The organism is Microvirga arvi, assembly GCF_016892765.1.
GTDB lineage: Bacteria > Pseudomonadota > Alphaproteobacteria > Rhizobiales > Beijerinckiaceae > Microvirga > Microvirga arvi.
Genome location: NZ_JAFEMD010000001.1, coordinates 62,659 through 80,022, shown reverse-complemented (window position 1 = coordinate 80,022; position 17,364 = coordinate 62,659). Strand labels below are relative to the sequence as shown.

Sequence of the window (17,364 nt, the reverse complement as noted above, 5' to 3'; positions counted from 1 at the left end):
GCAGCGCCGTCTCGAAGGAGGTTTCAGTGTTCTCTGGAACCTCCTTCGAGACGCAGACTACGCCTGCTCCTCAGGATGAGGGTATGGAGTTGGAAGCCTTTTCGAACCAGCCTCTCACGTCGTCCTGACGCCGCTCTCGTCGATGCGGTCGGGCGCACCCGCAGCCTTCGCCTCGCGGCGGCGGGCGTGCAGCACGTATTCGGTGTAGCCGTTGGGCTGCTCCACACCCTTGAAGACGAGATCGCAGGCGGCCTGGAAGGCGGGCCCGTCGAAGCCCGGCGCCATCGGGCGATAGAGCGGATCGCCGGCATTCTGCCGGTCCACGACCTCCGCCATGCGGCGCAGGGTCTGCATCACCTGATCCTCCGTGACGACGCCGTGGCGCAGCCAGTTGGCGAGATGCTGGCTCGAAATGCGCAGGGTCGCACGGTCTTCCATGAGCCCGACATCGTGGATGTCCGGCACCTTGGAGCAGCCGACGCCCTGGTCGATCCAGCGCACCACATAACCGAGGATGCCCTGGCAGTTGTTGTCGAGCTCCTGCTGCACCGCATCCGGCGCCCAGTTGGACTGCGACACCGGAATGGTCAGGATGTCCGAGAGCTTGGCGCGCGGGCGCTGCTTCAGCTCCTCCTGGCGCGCCGGCACGTTCACATGATGGTAGTGCAGCGCATGCAGCGTCGCGGCGGCCGGCGACGGCACCCAGGCGGTGCTGGCGCCGGCCTGCGGGTGGCCGATCTTCTGCGCGAGCATGTCGGCCATCTTGTCGGGCGCAGCCCACATGCCCTTGCCGATCTGCGCCTTGCCGGGCAGGCCGCAGAGCATGCCGACATCCACATTGTTGTCCTCGTAGGCCTTGATCCATGCGGTCGACTTCATGTCGTTCTTGCGGATCATGGGACCGGCTTCCATGGAGGTGTGGATCTCGTCGCCGGTGCGGTCCAGGAAGCCCGTGTTGATGAACACGATGCGCTCGCTTGCCGCCCGGATGCAGGCCTTGAGGTTGACGGAGGTGCGCCGCTCCTCGTCCATGATGCCCATCTTGAGAGTGTTGTGCGACAAGCCCAGCATGTCCTCGACAGCCTCGAACAGATCGTTGGCAAACGCCACCTCGTCGGGCCCGTGCATCTTGGGCTTCACGATATAGACCGAGCCTGCGCGGCTGTTGCGGATCTCGCCCTGCCCCTTCACGTCGTGGATCGCGATGAGAGCGGTGACGGCCGCATCGAGGATGGTCTCCGGGATCTCCTGGCCCGACTCGTCCAGCACCGCATCGGTGAACATGTGATGGCCCACATTGCGCACCAGCATGAGGCTGCGTCCGTGCAGGCGCACCTCGCCGCCGTTCACGCTCGTATAGACCCGGTCCGGATTGAGGCGACGCTCGACAATGCGTCCGCCCTTCTCGAAGCTCTCGACAAGATCGCCCCGCATCAGCCCGAGCCAGGTACGGTAGACCTCCACCTTGTCGTCGGCATCGACGGCCGCGACCGAGTCCTCCAGGTCCATGATGGTGGAGACGGCCGATTCCATGACCACGTCGGCGATGCCGGCCGGATCCTCGGCGCCGATCGGGTGCGAGCGGTCGATCCGGATGTCGAGATGCAGGTTGTTGTGGCGCAGGAGCACGGCCGAAGGCGCGGACGCCTCGCCCTGGTAGCCGACGAGCTGGGCCGGATCGGAAAGCCCCGACTCGGTGCCGTCCTGAAGCTTGACGATGAGGGCGCCGCCCTGAATGGCGTAAGAGGCTGCATCCCTGTGGCTGCCGCCCGCCAGGGGCGCCGCCTGGTCGAGAAACTCGCGGGCGCGGGCCACCACTTTCGCGCCGCGGGCCTTGTTGTAGCCGCCCGAGCGCGTGGCGCCGCCCTCCTCGGGAATGGCATCGGTGCCGTAGAGGGCATCGTAGAGGCTGCCCCAGCGGGCATTGGCCGCATTGAGCGCATAGCGGGCATTGGAGACCGGCACCACGAGCTGGGGACCGGCGATGCGGGCGATCTCGTCGTCCACGTTCTGCGTCCTGACCGCAAAATCCTCGGGCTCCGGCAGCACATAGCCGATATCGCGCAGGAACTGCTCGTAGCCGGCCTGATCGAAGGCCTGGCCTTTTCGGGCGCGGTGATATTCGTCGATCTGCGCCTGGATCTTGTCCCTGACGGCCAGCAGCTCGCGGTCGCGGGGCGCGAAGGCCCGCACGAGGCCGCTGAGGCCTTTCCAGAAGGCATCCGCAGATACGCCGGTATAGGCCAGCGCCTCCCGCTCGATGAATTCATGAAGAACCGGAGCAACCTGGAGGCCGTTCGTCTGGGTGCGCGTCATCGTTCCCGCTTTCGGTGGATTTGAAGATCCTGGCCTTACCTATAACGCGGAGAGACTAAAAATGAAGATGAGTGCCCTTTCCATGAGACGAAGGGCGGACGAAAGAACGCATCGTGCGGACCCGGAGCGCCGCGTCAGCGACCCGAAGGGCCACGCTAGTGAAAACTGGCCTCGGTTTTCCGCAACAGCGATACGCCATCTTAAAATGGAGCATCGGACAAGATCCCAAAGTGCCTTCCACTTTTGGGTCCGATGCTCTCGCCAACAAAAAAGCCGCCTGAGGCGGCTTCTTGAAGGTTTGGTGGAGCTGAGCGGGATCGAACCGCTGACCTCTTGAATGCCATTCAAGCGCTCTCCCAACTGAGCTACAGCCCCATTTGGCCTGCGGTGTTTGGGGCACCGCAGCTTTCTCTGTCAAAGCAGAGGCGTCTCTATAGTCGCCTCCGGTCCGAGGTTCAAGCCTCTTCGTCGTCTTCCAGATCGCTGTCGATCAGGTCGGACACATCGTCGTCGCCCTCCTCCTCGTCCTCGAGGAAGGTGTCGTCATCGGCAACGTCGTCGGCCACGTCGATGTCGTCGTCGACCGGGATGTCCTTCTCGTTCTCGTCGGCCTCGACCTCATCGAGGGAGACCATCTCCGGTCCGGCCGCCTCGAGCTCGGTCTCCTCGTCGTCGGCCACGGCAGCGGCACGGGCGGCCACGGGAGCAGCCACGCGGGTCAGGGCCGTCGCCTGGAACACGGTGCCGCATTTCGGGCAGACAGCCGGGTCCTTGTTGAGATCGTAGAATTTCGCGCCGCAGCTCATGCACTGGCGCTTCAAGCCGAGTTCCGGTTTGGCCACGGGTGATTGCCTTAAATACGTGTGAATGGTTGGGAAGGCTCCGTTAGTCGGCAGGGCATGGCTTGTCAAATAGGAAATTGCAGCCGCAAGGGCCGAGCTTGACCCAGCTTGCGCGTGACGGCGGGAAAACACCGTGTTAGGAGCCCGCCCTGACGAGAAGGTCAAGGAACCCACACGATGTCGCACGCGCACGGAACGCCGTCCCCGGTCGCCAGCAGGGCCGGAATGCCCCTGAGGGGGCGCATCCGCGTTCCGGGCGACAAGTCGATCTCCCATCGCTCCATGATCTTCGGGCTCCTCTCCATCGGCGAAACCCGGGTCGAGGGCCTGCTCGAGGGCGATGACGTGCTGCGCACGGCCGAGGCCTGCCGGGCGCTCGGCGCCACCATCACCCGCGAGGCGCCGGGCCGCTGGCGGATCGTCGGCGTCGGCATCGGCGGGCTGACCGAGCCGAAGGACATTCTCGATTTCGGCAATGCGGGCACCGGCTCGCGCCTGATGATGGGGGTGGCGGGCAGCCACCCGATCACCTCGACCTTCGACGGCGACGCCTCCTTGAGGAAGCGCCCGATGCGCCGCATCCTCGATCCTCTCGCCAGGATGGGCGTGACCGTAGTGAGCGAGGCCGAGGGCGGACGGGTGCCGCTGACCCTGCGCGGCCCCCGCGAGACTCTTCCCATCACCTACGAGACCCCCGCCGCCTCGGCCCAGATCAAGTCGGCGATCCTGCTCGCCGGACTCAACTCGCCGGGCAGGACCACCGTGATCGAGCGCGAGGCGACCCGCGACCATACGGAGCGGATGCTGCGCCATTTCGGGGCGAACGTGGAGGTTGCCCTCCATGGCGCCGATGGACGCGCCATCACCCTGCAGGGCCAGCCCGAACTGCGCGGCACCGACATCGTCGTGCCGACCGACCCCTCCTCCGCCGCCTTCCCCCTGGTGGCGGCGCTGATCACTCCCGGTTCGGACGTGATCCTTGAGGGTGTGATGATGAACCCGCTGCGCACCGGCCTCATCACCACGCTGATCGAGATGGGCGCTGCCATCGAGCGCCTCAACGAGCGGGACGAGGGTGGCGAGACGGTCGCGGATCTGCGCGTGCGCCACAGCAAGCTACATGGCGTCACCGTCCCGCACGCCCGGGCTCCGGCCATGATCGACGAATACCCGATCCTGGCGGTTGCCGCCTCCTTTGCTCAAGGCACGACCCGGATGCAGGGTCTCCATGAGTTGCGCGTGAAGGAATCCGATCGTCTGGCGGCCGTGGCGGCAGGCCTCGCGGAGGCCGGCGTCGAGCACGAGATCCAGGGCGACGACCTCATCGTCCACGGCTCCGGCGGCAAGGTTCGCGGCGGAGGCCATCCGGTGGCGACCCATCTCGACCACCGCATCGCCATGGCGTTCCTGGTCATGGGCTTGGCGACCGCCGACCCGATGACGGTCGATGACGGCGCCATGATCGCCACGAGCTTCCCCTCGTTCATCCCGCTCATGCGGGAACTCGGCGCCACGATCCAGGATTGAGCCGCCCATGATCATCGCCATCGACGGCCCTGCGGCTTCCGGCAAGGGGACCCTGGGCAAGCGCCTCGCCGAGCATTACGGCTTCGCCCATCTGGATACCGGGCTGCTCTACCGGGCGGTCGCCCGCGTCCTCATGGATCGCAACCTCCCCCTGTCCGACCTGGATGCGGCGGCTGAAGTGGCGCGGAACCTGGATGTCTCGCACCTGGAAGACGATTCCCGCCTGCGGGGCGCAGCCATGGGCGAGGCCGCCTCCGTGGTCTCCGCCTACCAGCCGGTCCGGGATGCACTCCTCGCCTTCCAGCGCCAGTTCGGCGCGAAGGGGCCGGGTGCCGTGCTCGACGGACGGGATATCGGCACCGTGGTCTGCCCGGATGCGGACGTGAAGCTCTTCATCACCGCCGCTCCCGAGGAACGCGCCCGCCGTCGGCATCTCGAACTCATCAAGCGGGGCGAGCAGGCGCAATACGAGGCGATTCTGGACGACATCCGCCGCCGGGACGAGCGCGATATGAGCCGGAGCACCGCTCCGCTCAAGGCCGCCGCCGACGCCGTCACCCTCGATACGACGCATCTGGATGCCGATGCTGCCTTCCAGGCGGCCCTCAAGATCGTCGAGGACAAGCGCTTCTCAAGAGCCGGTGAGTAACTCTCTCATTTTGAGTGTCTGACCCGCCAGCTTGATCGTTGATTATCGTCCCTCAATGCCCTTGGCCTGATCGCGCGGTGCATGAGGGTTGGATCCCATTCCCTCGCTCCGCTTGCCGGAATGACAACGATCATTGTCATTTCTTTTATGGAACACCCGCGCAGGGCAAGCTTCATTGTGACTGTAGGCGTCGCATTCATGAGCTCCCGATATAGGTGCATGCAAAACTTGCCCCCTAATCGCAAGGGAGCAAGCGTCTTAGGTATCTCCCCGCAAGGAGCGATTGGCCGATGAGTGGCCCGTTCGGTGCAAGCGTTGGACCATAGAAGGGGATCGACAGGATGAATGTGATCGTTGTGATCGGAGCCGGATCGATTGGCCAAGCCATTGCGCGGCGGGTCAGTGCAGGCAAGCATGTCCTGCTGGCCGACCTGCGCCAGGAAAACGCCGAGGCGGCGGCGAAAACCCTGAGAGAGGCCGGGTTCACCGTGAGTACCGCGACAGTCGATGTGTCATCGCGCGCCTCGGTTCACGCTCTCGCTGAGGCGGCCGCTGCCCTCGGCGAGGTCTCCGGCGTTATTCATGCCGCCGGCGTGTCGCCGACCCAGGCCTCGCCGGAAACGATCCTCAAGGTCGACCTCTACGGAACTGCACTCGTGCTGGAGGAATTCGGCAACGTGATCGCGCCCGGTGGCGCTGGAGTCGTGATCGCCTCCCAGTCCGGGCATCGCCTGCCGCCGCTTTCGACCGAGCAGAACGCGGCCCTCGCAACGACGCTCACCGAGGACTTGCTCAAGCTGCCGATGCTTCAGCCTGAGCAGGTCAAGGATCCCCTTCAGGCCTACCAGCTTTCGAAGCGGGGGAACTCGTTGCGGGTGATGGCTGAAGCCGTTCGCTGGGGCAAGCGCGGCGCCCGGGTCAACACAATCAGCCCCGGGATCATCATCACGCCGCTCGCGAAAGATGAACTGGAGGGACCGCGTGGCCCTGGTTATCGTCGGATGATAGAGTTGTCCGCGGCTGGACGAGCCGGCACTCCGGACGAGGTCGGCACCGTCGGCGCCCTCCTCATGGGCCCTGACGGCGCATTCATCACCGGCAGCGACTTCCTCATGGATGGCGGGGTCACGGCAGCCTACTGGTTCGGTGAACTCGCTCCCAAGTGAAGATACGAAGGATTTCAGCCGGTTAGCCGTCGCGTATGTTCCCTGCACAGGAATCCGCTCAGGCCATCGGAAAGGCGGTTCGTTTCAAAATATGCAAGGCTTAGGGATACAAACCTCATAATTGCCATGCTTCGGGTACCCTCTGGTCCATGGGCAGCCTTGCCTTAGTTTCAGAAACTGGCACACTTTCCCAACCAAGACGGCTCCCGTACAGGAGACTCCGATGGTTCGTACCGGCTTCACCCGCCTTGCCGCAGGACTGGTCTGCCTATGGGCCCTTCTCGCCCTTCCGGCTCAGGCCCAGACCGAAACCGAAGTCGACCTCGCTCTCGTGGTCGCGGTGGACATCTCCTTTTCCATGGACACGGACGAACAGGCCCTGCAGCGGGAGGGCTTCGCCCAGGCCTTCCGCTCCAAGCTCGTCCATGACGCGATCCGCGGCGGGATGCTGGGCCGGATCGCCGTGACCTACATGGAGTGGGCGGGGTCGCCGGATCAGAAGGTGATCATTCCCTGGACGGTCCTCGACAATTCCGAGAGCCTGATGGCCTTTGCGGACAGGATCGCCTCGACGCCGCTCAGGCGCGCCCAGCGGACCTCGATCTCCAGCGCGATCGATTTCAGCGTGAAACTCCTGGAGGAGAGCGGTGTCAGCGCGACCCGGCGGGTGATCGACGTGTCCGGCGACGGCCCGAACAACCAGGGCAGGCTCGTGATCGAGGCCCGCGATGCGGCGCTGGAGAAGGGCATCACCATCAACGGGCTGCCGATCATGCTGCGCCAGCCCGGCTACCTCGACATCCCGGACCTCGACATCTATTACAAGGAGTGCGTGATCGGCGGTCAGGGTTCGTTCACCGTTCCGGTGCGGGAGCGCGACCAGTTCATCGAGGCGATCAAGACCAAGATCCTGCTGGAAGTTGCCAACCTCATGCCCGAGCAGCCCCTGATCAAGCGCATCCAGACCATTCCGCGCACCAACTGCATGGCCGGCGAGATGCAGTGGCGTGACCGCTGGAGCAACTGAGCTGTCCCTCCCATGAAGCAACTGACGCTGGCGCTCGTGGCCCACGACGCCAAGAAGGACGACATGGCCGCCTTTGCGGCCCTGTACGAGAACGACCTCCGCCCTTTCACCCTCTTCGCCACGGGCACGACCGGCGCCCGCGTCATGGAACGCTGCCCGTCGCTGTCCGTCACGCGGCTCAAGAGCGGGCCGCTCGGCGGCGATCAGCAGATCGGCGCAATGATCGCGGAGGGACGAATCAATGCGCTGTTCTTCTTCGTCGATCCGCTCTCGCCCCATCCGCACGACGTCGACGTGAAGGCGCTGATGCGCCTTGCCCTCGTCTACGACATTCCGATGGCCCTCAATCGAGCCACGGCGGGGCGATTGATCGAGTCGTACCGAGACTAGCTCCCGCGCGGCTTCGCACGCCGTGTCGGCGGCGCTGTGAGTGGATCCTCCGGCCAGGGATGCTTCGGATATTGCCCGCGCATATCGGCCCGCACTGCCGTCCAGGAGCCGCGCCAGAACCCCGGCAGGTCGCGGGTGATCTGGATCGGGCGCTGTGCAGGCGAGAGCAGGTGCAGGATGAGCGGCACGCGCCCGGCCGCGATGGTCGGATGCTTGTCGAGGCCGAACAGCTCCTGCACTCGCACGGCGAGGGCAGGCCCCTCTTCGGCGCCGTAATCGACCGGGATCTGCGATCCGGTCGGCACCTCGACGTGGGTGGGGGCCTCCGTATCGAGACGCCGCTGCAGGTTCCAGGGCAGGAGACCGCGCAGGGCATCGCTCAACAGATCGGGGCCGATTTCGCCGAGGCTGCTTTTGCCGACGAGAGGCGGCGCCAGCCATTCATCGGCCGTGCGCATCAAAGCTTCGTCGGAGAGTTCCGGCCATTCCTCGCCCTCGGCCTTGCGCAAAAACATCACGCGTTCCCGCCACTGGGCCAGCGCCTTCGACCAGGGCAATGCATCGAGACCCAGCGAAACGAGACCTTCGGCGAGCGCCCGCGCCGCCGCCTCCGTCTGTGGAACCTTCAGAGGCCGCTCGTTCAGCATCAATGCGCCTAGGCGCCGGACGCCGCGCGCCCGCAGGGCCCGCGCCTGCCGGTCGAAGGCGACCTCCTCGCGCTGCTCGATGGAATCGGCAAACAGGATGTCGATCTCTTCAAGCGAGATCGCGGCGGCCGCCAGAATGCGCGCCGAGGCCGCGCCGCCGGCGATTTCGGCGACGGCAAGATAAGGCTCCTTGGCCAAGCGCTCGTGGGCTTCAAGCGATGCGCCGCGTCCATTGGCCATGACGTAATCCCCGGGCTTGCCGCGGGCCTTGGCGAGGCGGTCGGGATAGGCGAGTGTGAGGAGCGCTCCGATCGAGCGCGGCTCGCCCTTCCCTGAGACCTTGCTTCCTTTCGCCCAACCCTCCGCCATGCGCCGCATGTCCTCCGCGCGCTTGGAGCGGTCGCGGCGGAAGCGCTCGACGCGATCGGACAGATCGACCGCATCGCCGCCGAGGCCGCGCTCGACAAGAACGGCGGCGACATCCGCAGCATCCCGCGCCTGCCCGGTCTCGCCGGCGAGCAGCACCATGCGCGCAAGCCGCGGCGGCAGCGGCAGGTCGCGCAGGCGCCGGCCGACATCCGTGATGCGCCCTTCGTCATCCAAGGCGCCGAGCTGCCGCAGCAGCACCCTCGCCTCCTTCACCGCCGGTGCGGGCGGCGGATCGAGGAAGGCGAGCGCGGTCGGATCGGTGACGCCCCAGGCGGCGCAATCGAGCAGGAGGGGCGCGAGATCCGCCGACAGAATTTCCGGCCGGCCGAAGGGTTCCAGCGCCCCGGTCGCGGCCTCCTCCCAGAGGCGGTAGCACACGCCGGGCTCGGTGCGGCCCGCACGGCCCCGGCGCTGATCGGCGGCGGCACGGGAGACGCGCACCGTCTCCAGGCGCGTGAGGCCGATATTCGGCTCGTAGACCGGCACGCGGGCGAGCCCCGAATCGATGACGACGCGCACGCCCTCGATGGTGAGCGAGGTCTCGGCGATGGAAGTGGCGAGCACCACCTTGCGGCGCCCGGGCTTGGCGGGGCTCACCGCGAGATCCTGCTCGCCGCGCTCCAACGCGCCGTAAAGCGGTGCGATATCGACGGCGGGATCGGCGATCCGTTCGCGCAAAAAGGTCTCGACCCGGCGGATCTCCCCCTGCCCCGGCAGGAACACCAGGATCGAACCCGTCTCGGCCCGCAAGGCGCGCGTGACCGCGTCCGCCACCTGCTCATCGATGCGCCGGTTGGGATCGCGCCCGAGATAACGCGTCTCGACCGCATAGGCGCGGCCTTCGGATTCGACGACGGGCGCCTCGCTCAGGAGTTTGGCCACCCGCGCCCCGTCAAGGGTCGCGGACATGACGAGGAGACGAAGGTCCTCGCGCAGGCCTCCCTGCGCATCGAGCGCCAGGGCGAGGCCGAGATCCGCATCCAGGGAACGCTCGTGAAACTCGTCGAAGAGAACCGCGGCGACGCCCTCAAGCGCCGGATCGTCGAGGATCATGCGGGCGAAGACGCCCTCGGTCACGACCTCGATCCGCGTCTTCCGGCTCACCTTGGAGCCGAGGCGTACGCGAAGTCCCACCGTCTCGCCCACCGCTTCGCCGAGCGTCTGCGCCATGCGCGCCGCCGCTGCGCGGGCCGCGAGGCGGCGCGGCTCCAGCACGATGATCTTGCCCCCGTTCACCCACGATTCGTCGAGCAGCACCAGCGGCACGCGCGTGGTCTTGCCGGCCCCTGGAGGCGCGACGAGCACGGCGTTAGGGCGCGCGCGCAGGCTCGCCGTCAATTCGTCGAGGACGGCATCGATGGGTAGGGAGGTGTCGAAAGCGCGCATGCCGCCTGATGGCTCAAGTGGGCTGAGAGGGCAAGTGTGGGTTGATCACGCATTCACGTCTCCGGGTGTCATTCCCGGTCGGAGCGTCGGCGGAGAGGAAGGGCATCCAGAGCGCTGAGCCTGATCGTGGATCCCCTTCCCGGCCCCCACCGCCGAGGATGACACCCTCTCATGTCATGGCCGGGCTTGTCCCGGCCATCCCGATCATGTGCAACGCAGCGCCTCAATCCATCGAGATCACCGGCACAAGGCCGGTGATGACGTGGGGTTGTGGCTATACCGGAAACCCATACCGCCGCAGCTCGGCCGCCAGATCGATAGGCTCGACGCAGTGGATCGCATGCATGCCCACGTCACGGGCCGCCTCCACATTGGGCTTGGAATCGTCGATGAAGACGCAATCCTCGGGCACGAGCCCGTAGCGGTCGAGCAGAAGGTGATAGATGGCGGGATCGGGCTTCAGCAAGCGCTCGTCGCCGGAGACGATGACGCCGTCGAAGCCGGCGAGGAACGGAAAGCGCTCTTTCGCCAGCACGAACTTGGGGCCGGAAAAATTCGTGATGCAGTAATTCGGCACGCCCTCCTCGCGCAGGCGGAGCAGAAGCGCCACGTGGTCCTCGAACACGCCGGAGACGGTCTCGCTCCAGCGTTCGTGGAAGGCGCGGATGTGCGGCTCGTGCTTCGGGTGATCCTTGACCAAGAGCGCCACCGCCTCGTCCCAGTCGCGCCCCCGGTCCTGCTCCAAGTTCCAGTCAGGCGTGCAGACATTGCCGAGGAACCACTCCATCTGCGCCTCATCGTCGAAGACGCGGCGATAGAGATTTCGCGGGTCCCAGCGCAGCAGAACGTTTCCGATATCGAACACGACGGTGGTAGGCTGCCCCATAGTCAATACACTTTCCTTCAGCTCTCTTCCAGCATGTCTAGCTTTCCAGCAGCGGGCAAACCACTCTCAAGACTGGCAGGCTGTCGCCGAAATCCGGGTAACTGGACGGGCTCAACCATGAATCGGGGATGGAACTCGGCTGCAGGAAGCTCCCTCCATGACGAAGTATGGAGGGAGCCGCCGAGGGTCCTTATCCGCCGATATTGTAGGCCGCGAGCGCCGCCATGTTGACGATGTCGTTGTCGGTGGCGCCGAGGGAGACGATCTGCACCGGCTTGTCGAGACCGACGACGAGCGGGCCCAGCACCATCGCGCCGCCCAGTTCCTGCAGCATCTTGGTGGAGATGGAAGCCGAGTGGAACGCCGGCATGACGAGCACGTTCGCAGGCTCCGTCAGGCGGCTGAACGGATACTGCGCCATGACATCGCGGTTGAGCGCCACATCCGCCGCCATCTCGCCGTCGTACTCGAAATCGACGCGCATGCCGTCGAGGATCTTCACCGCCTCCTGGATCTTCTCGGCACGCTCCGCCTTCGGGTGGCCGAAGGTCGAGAAGGAGAGGAGCGCCACGCGCGGCTCGTAGCCGAGGCGGCGCGCCACGCCTGCGGATTCGATGGCGATCTCGGCCAGCTCCTGCGCGTTCGGCATCTCGTGAATGGCCGTATCCGCCACCAGCACCGTGCGTCCACGGGCAAGGCAGAGCGACACGCCGATGACCCGGTGCCCGGGCTTGGCGTCGATCACATGCCGCACGTCGGTCAGTGCCGTCGAGTAGTTGCGCGTCGCGCCCGTTACCATGGCGTCCGCATCGCCAAGCGCCACCATGGAAGCGGCGAAATGGTTGCGGTCCTGGTTGATCATGCGCTGGCAGTCGCGGAACAGATAGCCCTTGCGCTGCAGGCGCTCGTAGAGGAACTGCGCGTAGGTCGCATTGCGGTTGGACAGGCGCGCGTTGTGGATCTCGATGCCTTCGCGGCCTTCGAGCTCGATGCCAGCCTGTACGGCCGTTTCGTGGATGCGGTCCTCGCGCCCGACGAGGATCGCCTTGCCGAGCCCCTGATTGACGAAGGACAGCGCGGCGCGGATCACCTGCTCCTCCTCGCCCTCGGCGAAGACCACGCGCTTGGGGAACTTGCGCACACGCTCGAAGATGCGGTTGAGCGTGCCGGCCACCGGATCGCGCCGGGCGGACAATTGCGCCTTGTAGGAGCGCATGTCGACGATCGGGCGGCGCGCCACGTCGGTGTCCATGGCAGCCTTCGCCACCGCCATCGGAATCGTATGGATCAGGCGCGGATCGAAGGGCACGGGGATGATGTATTCGCGCCCGAAGCGCGGACGCGTGCCCTGATAAGCCGCCGCCACCTCGTCCGGCACATCCTCGCGGGCGAGCTCCGCCAGCGCCTGGGCGGCGGCGATCTTCATCTCCATGTTGATCGTGGTCGCCTGGACGTCGAGGGCGCCGCGAAAGATGTAGGGAAAGCCCAGGACGTTGTTGACCTGGTTCGGGTAATCGGAGCGGCCGGTGGCGATGATCACGTCGTCGCGGATGCGCGCCACCTCTTCCGGGGTGATTTCCGGATCGGGATTGGCCATGGCGAAGATGATGGGATTGGGGGCCATGGAGCGGATCATCTCGTCCGTGAACGCGCCCTTGGCCGAGAGGCCGAACACCGCATCCGCACCGTTGAGGGCATCCGCGAGTGTGCGGGCATCGGTGTCGGCCGCATGAGCGGACTTCCACTGGTTCATGCCCTCGGTGCGGCCCTTGTAGATCACGCCCTTGGTGTCGCAGAGGATGACGTTGTTGGGCGCAAAGCCCATGGCTTTCAGAAGCTCGGTGCAGGCGATGCCGGCGGCGCCCGCGCCGTTCACCACAAGCCTGGTCTCCGCCATGTCCCGGTCGGTGAGATGCAGGGCATTGATGAGCCCCGCGGCCGCGATGATGGCCGTGCCGTGCTGGTCGTCATGGAAGACCGGGATGTCCATGAGTTCCCGCAGGCGCTGCTCGATGATGAAGCATTCCGGCGCCTTGATGTCTTCCAGGTTGATGCCCCCGAAGGAGGGTCCGAGATAGCGCACGCTGTTGATGAAGGCGTCCGCATCCTCGGTGTCGACCTCGAGATCGATGGAATCCACGTCCGCGAAGCGCTTGAAGAGCACCGACTTGCCCTCCATCACCGGCTTGGAGGCGAGTGCCCCGAGATTGCCGAGACCGAGAATCGCCGTGCCGTTCGAGATCACCGCCACCATGTTGGAGCGGGTGGTGTAGTCGAAGGCGAGCGACGGGTTCTCGGCGATGGCGAGCACCGGAACCGCGACGCCCGGCGAATAGGCCAGCGACAGGTCGCGCTGGGTCGCCATGGGCTTGGTCGGAACCACCTCGAGCTTGCCGGGGCGTCCTTGGGCGTGGAATTGCAGCGCCTCCTGGTCTGTGAAGGTGGGGCGTTTGCTGCGGGTCGGGCGCTGATCGTCGGTCATGGGGATCCGATTCTTGTGATGCAGGGCGTTTCCTAAGGGGGATGCGACCTTAAGACATAGGAGGCGCCTTCCTCAAGACTTGTCCACATCCGCCCTTCGGACCCCATGATACGGGTGAAAGGGGCTCCGGGCTTTGCTAAACAGGTCGGATGTCATCCCAAGCCGCCTACCAGCCCTCTGAAAATCTCGAAGCCAGCGCCAGCGGAGCCGCCAAGCCCGTCCAGGACAGCCGGGTCACGCCCATGATGGCGCAGTTCATCGAGATTAAGGCCGCCAACCCGGACAGCCTGCTGTTCTACCGCATGGGGGACTTCTACGAGCTGTTCTTCGAGGACGCGGAGATCGCGAGCCAGGCGCTCGGCATCGTGCTGACCAAGCGCGGCAAGCACCAGGGTCAGGACATTCCCATGTGCGGCGTGCCCGTGGAGCGGGCCGACGACTACCTCCAGCGCTTGATCGGCCTGGGCCACCGGGTGGCTGTCTGCGAGCAGACCGAGGATCCGGCGGAGGCGAAGAAGCGCGGCGCGAAATCGGTCGTTCGCCGCGACGTGGTGCGCCTCGTTACCCCCGGCACGATCACCGAGGAGCGCCTGCTGGAGCCCGGCCGGGCCAATTACCTGCTCGCCATCGCCCGCCGCCGGGCCTCCGACACGCAATGGTGCTACGGCCTGGCGGCCCTCGACATATCCACAGGCCATTTCGTGGTGAGCGAGACGGACGGCACCGGCCTCCCGGCCGAGATCGCCCGCTTCGAGCCGCGCGAGATCCTGGTGCCGGACGTAATCCACGACGATCCGGAGCTGAGGGGCTTCTGGCAGGAGACGCGCGCCTCCATCACGCCGCTCTCCCGCGAAGGGCTCGATCCTGCCTCCGCCGAGCGGCGGCTCAAAGGTTACTTTGGCGTCGCAACCCTCGATGCCTTCGGTGTTTTCAGCCCGGCCGAGATTACGGCAGCGGGCAGCGCGCTGTTCTATGTCGAGAAGACCCAGATCGACAGCCGCCCGGTGCTGAACCCGCCCTCCCGCGACACGGCCGGCGCGGCGCTGGCCATCGACGCGGCGACCCGCGCCAACCTGGAACTGACCCGAACCCTGTCCGGCGAACGGACAGGGAGCCTGCTCGCCACCATCGACTGCACCGTGACGCCCGGCGGCGCGCGGCTGCTCGCCGAGCGGCTCGCCGGTCCCCTCACCCATCCGGGGCTCATCCGCGACCGGCAGGATTCGGTGACGGCCCTCGTCGAGAACGGCGACCTGCGCGATCGGCTGCGGCGCATCCTCAAGCGCTCGCCGGATCTCGCCCGCGCCCTCTCGCGGCTCAGCCTCGGGCGTGGCGGTCCGCGGGATCTGGCCTGCGTGCGCGACGGCCTGTTCGCGGCGCGCGAACTCGGACTCGAGCTTGCCATCACACCCAATCTGCCGACGGAATTGGCGGAGGCCGCGCAGGTGCTCCAGCGCCTGCGCACGGAGGTGGCCGACAGGTTGGCTGCGGCGCTCGCCGACGACCTGCCCCTGCTCAAGCGCGACGGCGGCTTCATCCGTGCGGGCTTCGACCCGAACCTCGACGAGCTGCGCGAGCTGCAGCAGGATTCGCGCCGCTTCATCGCGGCCCTCCAGGCGCGCTACGCCACCGAGACCGGCTGCCGGACGCTTCGCGTCAAGCACAACCACATGATCGGCTACTTCGTGGAGGTACCGCAGAACATGGGCGAGGACCTCTTGAGGGAACCCTGGAAGGATATCTTCGTCCATCGCCAGACCATGGCAGGGGCGATGCGCTTCTCCACCATGGAACTCGGGGAACTCGAGTCGAAGATCGCCTCGGCCGCCGACAGGGCGCTGAAGATCGAGCTCGCCCAGTTTGACGACATGGTGCAGGCGCTGCTCGATCTCACGGCCGAGATAGCGGCGGCTGCGGAATCGATCGCCGTCATCGACGTGACGGCGGCGCTGGCCGACCTCGCCATGCGCCTCGACTGGACGCGGCCCGTCGTCGACACAAGCCTTGCTTTCAGGGTCAAGGGCGGCCGCCATCCCGTGGTCGAGGCAGCGCTCAAGCGCGAAGGTGTTCCGTTCATCGCCAACGATTCGGATCTCTCAGGCAAGGATGCGGGTCATATCCTGCTGATCACCGGCCCGAACATGGGCGGCAAGTCCACCTATCTGCGCCAGAACGCCCTGATCGTCGTGCTGGCTCAGATGGGCTCCTACGTTCCGGCGAAGGAGGCGCATATCGGCATCGTCGACCGGCTCTTCTCCCGGGTGGGCGCGGCCGACGATCTGGCGCGGGGACGGAGCACGTTCATGGTCGAAATGGTGGAAACGGCCGCCATCCTCAATCAGGCCACCGCCCGTTCGCTCGTCATCCTCGACGAGATCGGCCGCGGCACAGCCACCTTCGATGGCCTGTCCATCGCCTGGGCTGCGATCGAGCATCTGCACGAGACGAACCGGTGCCGGGCGCTCTTTGCAACCCACTTCCATGAATTGACGGCGCTCGCCGAACGGATGCCGCGCATCTCCAATGCGACCCTGAAGGTCACCGAATGGAGCGGTGAGGTGGTGTTCCTGCACGAGGTCGTGCCCGGAGCCGCCGACCGCTCCTACGGCCTTCAGGTGGCGCGTCTCGCCGGCCTTCCGGCGCCGGTCGTCCAACGGGCGAAGACAATTCTCAGTGAGCTGGAGAGATCGGATCGGGAGGCGCCCAAGCGTGCGCTTCTGGACGACCTGCCGCTCTTTGCCGTTCCCGTCCGCAACGAGCCTCCTGCGGCACCGAAGCAGGATGCCCTGCGCGAGGCCCTCGACGCCCTGGATCCCGACCAGATGACGCCGCGGGAGGCGCTCGACGCCCTCTACCGCCTCAAGGCGCAGAAATAGACGTACGGTCAGGACATCTGGGAACTACGCTGACGGTTCGCAGCGCCGAAAGGGACGAAAGTCACCGTGCGCGCCTCCTGCGACTGGCGGGGCTGGCCGGCCATGACATAGGCCAGGGCCTCACGGACGCCCCGTTCCGTATAGGGCTTGGCGATCACGCCCCAGGCACCCGCGAAATCCTCCGGGATGCGCTTGGCATTCGCCGTCATGAACAGCACCGTGACCTGATCCTCGAAGGCGAGCTTGCGGGCCACGTCGACACCGGTCGGGCCATCCGCCAAGTGTATGTCGACAAAGGCGAGATCGGGCTTGAGGTCTCGGCCGAGGGCAAGGGCATCACCGGACGAGGATGCGATGCCCACGACATCATGCCCCAGATCCTGGAGCAGGCTTTCGAGTTCGAGGGCGATCAGGATCTCATCCTCGACGATGAGGATGCGCAAAGGCTTCTCGCTACTCAAACTTCGTCTCCTGCGCGTCGCCGGGCGCTGCAATCTCTACGCGTTTACCTGGCTTCGTTTCGGACCAAGTCAAGCGGCTGTTCAATCGTTGGATCGGCATCATGGTCTCTGAAAGGAAGCAGGACGGAGAAGGCGCAAGGTCCATGGCATCAACGAAACGAAATTGCCCTGTGCCATGAGTCGCCTTTCCCGGAATAGGCGCATCGGCGTGCAGTCACCTTGTGAGTTTCCCCGGTGCAGTGGGACTCAACGTCGATCCGGGAGCAGAGTTCCGCACCCG

12 protein-coding genes and 1 tRNA gene are annotated in these 17,364 nt (G+C 66.0%); 6 read left to right on the top strand and 7 right to left on the bottom strand.

Annotation, left to right across the window (positions count from 1 at the left end; genetic code table 11):
* Nucleotides 1-114 precede the first annotated feature (114 nt).
* The 3 genes from ILT44_RS00410 to ILT44_RS00400 all read right to left on the bottom strand — a co-directional run bounded on the left by ILT44_RS00410 (nucleotide 115) and on the right by ILT44_RS00400 (nucleotide 3,158).
* Nucleotides 115-2,316, bottom strand: coding sequence for a malate synthase G (locus ILT44_RS00410; protein WP_204237572.1), 2,202 nt, complete (start codon nucleotides 2,314-2,316; stop codon nucleotides 115-117).
* 299 nt (nucleotides 2,317-2,615) lie between these two features.
* Nucleotides 2,616-2,691 (bottom strand) — tRNA-Ala (locus ILT44_RS00405).
* Between the two features lie 80 nt (nucleotides 2,692-2,771).
* Complete coding sequence (locus ILT44_RS00400; protein ID WP_204237571.1) at nucleotides 2,772-3,158, bottom strand: TIGR02300 family protein; 387 nt, start codon at nucleotides 3,156-3,158, stop codon at nucleotides 2,772-2,774.
* 177 nt (nucleotides 3,159-3,335) lie between these two features.
* Between ILT44_RS00400 and aroA the strand changes: the two genes are divergently transcribed.
* From aroA to ILT44_RS00375, 5 genes are all read left to right on the top strand, one after another.
* A complete protein-coding gene (aroA, locus tag ILT44_RS00395) occupies nucleotides 3,336-4,685 on the top strand; it encodes a 3-phosphoshikimate 1-carboxyvinyltransferase (RefSeq protein ID WP_204237570.1) in 1,350 nt (449 codons plus the stop codon).
* A gap of 7 nt (nucleotides 4,686-4,692) precedes the next feature.
* Complete coding sequence (gene cmk, locus ILT44_RS00390; RefSeq protein ID WP_204237569.1) at nucleotides 4,693-5,334, top strand: (d)CMP kinase; 642 nt, start codon at nucleotides 4,693-4,695, stop codon at nucleotides 5,332-5,334.
* Between the two features lie 341 nt (nucleotides 5,335-5,675).
* The gene (locus tag ILT44_RS00385) at nucleotides 5,676-6,500 is read left to right on the top strand and encodes an SDR family oxidoreductase (protein WP_204237568.1); all 825 of its coding nucleotides are present in this window, start codon (nucleotides 5,676-5,678) and stop codon (nucleotides 6,498-6,500) included.
* A gap of 223 nt (nucleotides 6,501-6,723) precedes the next feature.
* Nucleotides 6,724-7,527 carry a DUF1194 domain-containing protein gene (locus tag ILT44_RS00380; protein ID WP_204237567.1) on the top strand — a complete coding sequence of 268 codons (804 nt, stop codon included), beginning with the start codon at nucleotides 6,724-6,726 and terminating at the stop codon, nucleotides 7,525-7,527.
* A gap of 12 nt (nucleotides 7,528-7,539) precedes the next feature.
* Nucleotides 7,540-7,917 carry a methylglyoxal synthase gene (locus ILT44_RS00375; protein ID WP_239467805.1) on the top strand — a complete coding sequence of 126 codons (378 nt, stop codon included), beginning with the start codon at nucleotides 7,540-7,542 and terminating at the stop codon, nucleotides 7,915-7,917.
* On the opposite strand, the gene hrpB is transcribed toward ILT44_RS00375, so the two are convergent.
* From hrpB to ILT44_RS00360, 3 genes are all read right to left on the bottom strand, one after another.
* Entirely contained in the window at nucleotides 7,914-10,379 is a 2,466-nt protein-coding gene (gene hrpB / locus ILT44_RS00370; RefSeq protein WP_204237566.1) for an ATP-dependent helicase HrpB, read from the bottom strand. The genes ILT44_RS00375 and hrpB overlap by 4 nt on opposite strands.
* A gap of 274 nt (nucleotides 10,380-10,653) precedes the next feature.
* Nucleotides 10,654-11,265: an HAD family hydrolase gene (locus ILT44_RS00365; RefSeq protein ID WP_204237565.1), complete on the bottom strand. Its 612-nt coding sequence runs from the start codon at nucleotides 11,263-11,265 to the stop codon at nucleotides 10,654-10,656.
* Between the two features lie 190 nt (nucleotides 11,266-11,455).
* Nucleotides 11,456-13,747, bottom strand: a complete 2,292-nt coding sequence (locus ILT44_RS00360; protein ID WP_204237564.1) for an NADP-dependent malic enzyme — start codon at nucleotides 13,745-13,747, stop codon at nucleotides 11,456-11,458.
* 149 nt (nucleotides 13,748-13,896) lie between these two features.
* Between ILT44_RS00360 and mutS the strand changes: the two genes are divergently transcribed.
* Nucleotides 13,897-16,623: a DNA mismatch repair protein MutS gene (gene mutS, locus ILT44_RS00355; protein ID WP_204237563.1), complete on the top strand. Its 2,727-nt coding sequence runs from the start codon at nucleotides 13,897-13,899 to the stop codon at nucleotides 16,621-16,623.
* An 8-nt stretch (nucleotides 16,624-16,631) separates the two neighbouring features.
* On the opposite strand, the gene ILT44_RS00350 is transcribed toward mutS, so the two are convergent.
* A complete protein-coding gene (locus tag ILT44_RS00350; protein ID WP_204237562.1) occupies nucleotides 16,632-17,084 on the bottom strand; it encodes a response regulator in 453 nt (150 codons plus the stop codon).
* Between the last annotated feature and the right edge of the window lie 280 nt (nucleotides 17,085-17,364).

Coding starts and splice junctions, on each gene's coding strand:
- ILT44_RS00410 (WP_204237572.1), bottom strand. CDS start 2,316: ATGACGCGCACCCAGACGAACGGCCTCCAGGTTGCTCCGGTTCTTCAT.
- mutS (WP_204237563.1), top strand. CDS start 13,897: ATGTCATCCCAAGCCGCCTACCAGCCCTCTGAAAATCTCGAAGCCAGC.
- ILT44_RS00365 (WP_204237565.1), bottom strand. CDS start 11,265: ATGGGGCAGCCTACCACCGTCGTGTTCGATATCGGAAACGTTCTGCTG.
- cmk (WP_204237569.1), top strand. CDS start 4,693: ATGATCATCGCCATCGACGGCCCTGCGGCTTCCGGCAAGGGGACCCTG.
- ILT44_RS00360 (WP_204237564.1), bottom strand. CDS start 13,747: ATGACCGACGATCAGCGCCCGACCCGCAGCAAACGCCCCACCTTCACA.
- ILT44_RS00375 (WP_239467805.1), top strand. CDS start 7,540: ATGAAGCAACTGACGCTGGCGCTCGTGGCCCACGACGCCAAGAAGGAC.
- ILT44_RS00380 (WP_204237567.1), top strand. CDS start 6,724: ATGGTTCGTACCGGCTTCACCCGCCTTGCCGCAGGACTGGTCTGCCTA.
- ILT44_RS00385 (WP_204237568.1), top strand. CDS start 5,676: ATGAATGTGATCGTTGTGATCGGAGCCGGATCGATTGGCCAAGCCATT.
- hrpB (WP_204237566.1), bottom strand. CDS start 10,379: ATGCGCGCTTTCGACACCTCCCTACCCATCGATGCCGTCCTCGACGAA.
- aroA (WP_204237570.1), top strand. CDS start 3,336: ATGTCGCACGCGCACGGAACGCCGTCCCCGGTCGCCAGCAGGGCCGGA.